We start from the raw sequence: 201 nt of genomic DNA, 5'->3' as shown, positions 1-201 counted from the left end.
GCTGATGCACTTACTTTTTTAGACCTAGCGATATTTTTTGTGAATGTTTCTCAAACTCGACGGAATATTTACAAAATAAATGTAGTGGGTTTACAAAAGATTATTATCAGTCGTCTTTTGATTGCTGCTAACATGGATAGGTGGAAAATATTAATAGTAAATGAATTAATTATTACTAACATATTTAGCTAATTATTTGTT

The 201-nt window shown here is 27.9% G+C and carries 1 protein-coding gene; it reads left to right on the top strand.

Translation table 11 applies throughout. The features are described from left to right. Nucleotides 1-192: hypothetical protein (locus tag AC6CHH_RS16465; RefSeq protein WP_498284802.1), on the top strand; the 192-nt coding region annotated here is incomplete at its 5' end. Between the last annotated feature and the right edge of the window lie 9 nt (nucleotides 193-201).

This window comes from Sphingobacterium sp. GQ94 (genome assembly GCF_059758715.1).
This window is presented reverse-complemented; position numbering and strand designations above follow the sequence as displayed.